This window comes from Photobacterium makurazakiensis (genome assembly GCF_050336715.1).
Lineage (GTDB): Bacteria > Pseudomonadota > Gammaproteobacteria > Enterobacterales > Vibrionaceae > Photobacterium > Photobacterium makurazakiensis.
Genome location: NZ_JAKJSJ010000127.1, coordinates 1 through 3,582 on the forward strand (window position 1 = coordinate 1; position 3,582 = coordinate 3,582).

The window sequence follows — 3,582 nt, forward strand, 5'->3', positions numbered from 1 at the left end:
CTGCCAAGTAAGGCTTTAATTGTTGGTAGCGTGGTGTTCACGGTTACAGTAAGTATCGTGGTCTTGGGTTGAATCTTCTACTGTTTCGGTGGGGCGGCCAAGCCGCTTTGATTTCAGTTTTCATATAACAAACTGTGTAAGTTGACCCTTAACACGCGGCATTTTTAGTATGAATTAGCTTTTGTGTATATGGGGCAAGGTTTTGGTTTCGGGGCGGGCAACTTCACAAGGGCGTTATATGCCATTTTTTCTTACGGTTTAGGTCTCATTGCCGCTTGATATTCAGTGGTTTCAATGTGGGTCGCAATGCAGTGAAAATCGTTCTGTGAATTGTGCGGTTAACCTTAATCTCATGCCAATATTCATTAGTATAAATAGCCTTGCCTCTCTCAAATTCATGAATCCGCACTGTTGGTTGTTGCGCTGGTTCGTTATGATTTCAGTGTTTACTAAGTTGCTGAAATAACTCTGCTAAGTAAGGTCATCAATTGTTGGTAGCGTGGTGCTCAGGGTTACAGTCAGTATTGTGAGTTTGGGGTTGTTCACCTGTTGTCTCGGTGGGGCGGCCAAGCCGCTTTAAGTTCAGTGTTCATATAACAAGCTGTGTAAGTTGACCCTTAACACGCGGCATTTTTAGTATGAGTTGGCTTTCGTGTTTACGGGGCAAGGTTTTGGTTCAGGGGCGGGCACCTTCACAAGGGCGTTATATGCCATTATTCCTTACAGTTTAAGTGTCATGGCCGCTGTTTGTTTTGTGGTTTCAATGTGGGTCGCAATGCCGTGAAAATTGTTCCGTGACTTGGTGCGGTTTACCTAAATCTCATGCCAATATTCATTGGTATAAATAGCTTTGTCTCTTTCAAATTCATGAATCCGCACTGTTGAATTTCGTGTTGGTTAGTTATGATTTCAGTGTTTACTAAGTTGCTGAAATCACACTGCCAAGTAAGGCTTTAATTGTTGGTAGCGTGGTGTTCACGGTTACAGTAAGTATCGTGGTCTTGGGTTGAATCTTCTACTGTTTCGGTGGGGCGGCCAAGCCGCTTTGATTTCAGTTTTCATATAACAAACTGTGTAAGTTGACCCTTAACACGCGGCATTTTTAGTATGAATTAGCTTTTGTGATTACGGCGTAATGCTTGGTTTTAGGGGCGGGCAACTTCACAAGGGCGTTATGTGCACTAAGTTATTCATACACAAGGAGAGTTATGGATGAACTTCAAGGTGGTCGAGTAGGTCTGGTTCATCGTTTAGATGATAAGGTCTATCGTCCAAGTGGATTTTGGTCTCAATCCATTCATAAATTATTTACTCACCTAAAAAGTGAGCAATTTCATTCCGCTCCGGAATCATTTGGTTTCGATAGCAATGGTAATGAGATCCTGTCCTACATTTCTGGTGATGTTTACAATTATCCTTTAGTTGGTGCTATTGCCACAAGTGAAGCATTATGTTCTGCTGCTGCACTTTTACGTCGGTATCACGATGCAACCGTATCATTCGTTCAAAGTGAACAATGTAATGATTTAATGTGGCTTTTACCTGCGAGAGAGCCGCAAGAAGTAATCTGTCATGGTGATTATGCTCCTTACAATGTGGCATTATATGGAAATGCAGTTGTTGGTATCTTTGATTTTGATACCGCACACCCAGCCCCAAGGATTTTGGATGTAGCTTATGCTGTTTATTGTTGGGCACCATTCAAAACTAATCCATATGATTCGTTGGGCGATCTAACTGATCAATTAATACGAGCAAAGCAATTCTGTGATTCTTATGGTTTATCACTTGAAGACCGTGTTCAGCTAGTTGATACCATTATATCTAGGGTACAAGCATTGGTTGATTTCATGCACGATGAAGCAGCCAAAGGTAATGAAGCATTTATTGCGAACATGAAGGATGGTCATCATTTGGCTTATATTGCAGACATTGAATATTTAAAGCGAAATAAAGAACAAATCACTGACAGTTTAGCGTAGGTAATGTGCACATAACAAAGGTCTCAAGGTGACGCGTTACACTCGGCAGTTTTGGTTCGAAGTTCAGTGGGCTTGGTGGATTTATCGTGGCGCACCTTATCCCAAGGCGTTATGCTTTTTCTCAAAATTGTAAGTATGAGTGCTTTACGTATTTAACAAATATCACCTTGTATCTGTCGTTAGTATCTTTACCAGAAATGAGTTTTTTATCCCGCAATAAACTCTAACTTCTCTGAAAACCATAGTTGCTTAACATAAATTGCCTTCTGTCTTATAAATCTCATCAGTGGTTTGATAGAGTTATGATTCGATGTACAAGGAGGGTTTTAGATGGGAACTATAATAGGCTTAGTCATTTTAGCTGCGATAGATTGGTATCTTGTTCGTAAAACAGGGCTTCATATACATCAACTAATTTCTAAAAAGTATGCCGAGCATTTACGTGGTAAAGAAAATCATAAATAAGACTTATTTAGGCAAGAGTCTGCCTTTATGCGACGAGTTAATTTTCCTATGTAGGCATGGATGACAAATAATATTATTTCACGGTAGAGCTGAGTGAGTGTTGAAAATCTGTCTACTATGCCTACTGATAGTACAAGCATAACAAACTGTTCAAGAGTGATTCGCAACGCGTGGCATTTTTACCATGCGTTGCGTTTATTGTTTAAGGTGGTATACGGAGGCTTCTGTATTGCGTTTCTCACACCTTAACAGGGCGTTATATGTCTAAATTAACATAGGAAGTTTACAAGGGTGTATTTGAGAGAAGCTAAAAAGTGCGAGTTAGATTCGATTTATTTAATGGGATTCGATGCGTGGAGTGATGGACTTTCCTGTGAAGAGTACTTAAATGGCTGTCGGAATAGCGAAAAGTATCGTTGCGGTATTTGGTATGTATTGATAATGAATGACGAAGTTGTATCTTCTCTTATTGTTTACTCTGACCAGTTTGGGCTTGAAGAAAGTAACTATGGCATCGGCTCAATAGCTACTGATCCAAGTCATCGAAGCAAAGGTTATGGCTCCTATTTAGTTAGTCTAGTAAGAGATGAGTTACTAAATAATCAGAGCGGCAAAGCTGTGTATCTACATAGTGATATAGGTCATGGTTATTACAATAAGTTAGGCTTTCGAAGCGTCCAAGGTACAGACTGTATGTGTATTGCACGCGAACAATCTAGTTTTGACGGTTCAATACCATCATACTTTTAGTCTCGTATTTACATATAACAAGGCCATCAAGGTGATGCTTTACACTCGGCGGTTTTGGTATGGAGTTCTGTATGTCTGGTTAGTTCATCGTGGTACACCTTATGGCAGGCGTTATATGCCAATTTTTCTTATAGTTTAGGTGTCATTGCCGCTGGCTGTTTTGTGGTTTTAATGTGGGTCGCAATGCAGTGAAATTCGTTCAGTGAAATGGGCGGTTTGCTTACACCTCATGCCAATATTCATTGGTGCAAATAGCCTTGCCTCTCTCAAATTCATGAATCCGCACTGTCGGTTTTTGTACTGATTCGTTATGATTTCAGCGTTTACTAAGTTGCTGAAATCACTAAGCCAAGTTTGTATTTCAGTTGGTGGTAGTGTGGCGCTT

Annotated in this window: 4 protein-coding genes; 3 read left to right on the forward strand and 1 reads right to left on the reverse strand. The window is 40.3% G+C overall.

Translation table 11 applies throughout. The features are described from left to right. Nucleotides 1-1,208: 1,208 nt before the first annotated feature. The 3 genes from L4D09_RS28560 (at nucleotide 1,209) to L4D09_RS28570 (ending at nucleotide 3,197) form a co-directional block, all read left to right on the forward strand. Nucleotides 1,209-1,982 carry a phosphotransferase gene (locus tag L4D09_RS28560; protein WP_428460915.1) on the forward strand — a complete coding sequence of 258 codons (774 nt, stop codon included), beginning with the start codon at nucleotides 1,209-1,211 and terminating at the stop codon, nucleotides 1,980-1,982. Nucleotides 1,983-2,312: 330 nt separating this feature from the next. Next, on the forward strand, nucleotides 2,313-2,447 hold the full coding sequence (locus L4D09_RS28565; protein ID WP_428460916.1) for a hypothetical protein: 135 nt from the start codon (nucleotides 2,313-2,315) through the stop codon (nucleotides 2,445-2,447). A gap of 291 nt (nucleotides 2,448-2,738) precedes the next feature. After that, nucleotides 2,739-3,197: a GNAT family N-acetyltransferase gene (locus L4D09_RS28570; protein WP_428460917.1), complete on the forward strand. Its 459-nt coding sequence runs from the start codon at nucleotides 2,739-2,741 to the stop codon at nucleotides 3,195-3,197. Nucleotides 3,198-3,365: 168 nt separating this feature from the next. On the opposite strand, the gene L4D09_RS28575 is transcribed toward L4D09_RS28570, so the two are convergent. Continuing rightward, on the reverse strand, nucleotides 3,366-3,582 hold a 217-nt coding region (locus tag L4D09_RS28575; protein WP_428460918.1), incomplete at its 5' end, for a hypothetical protein.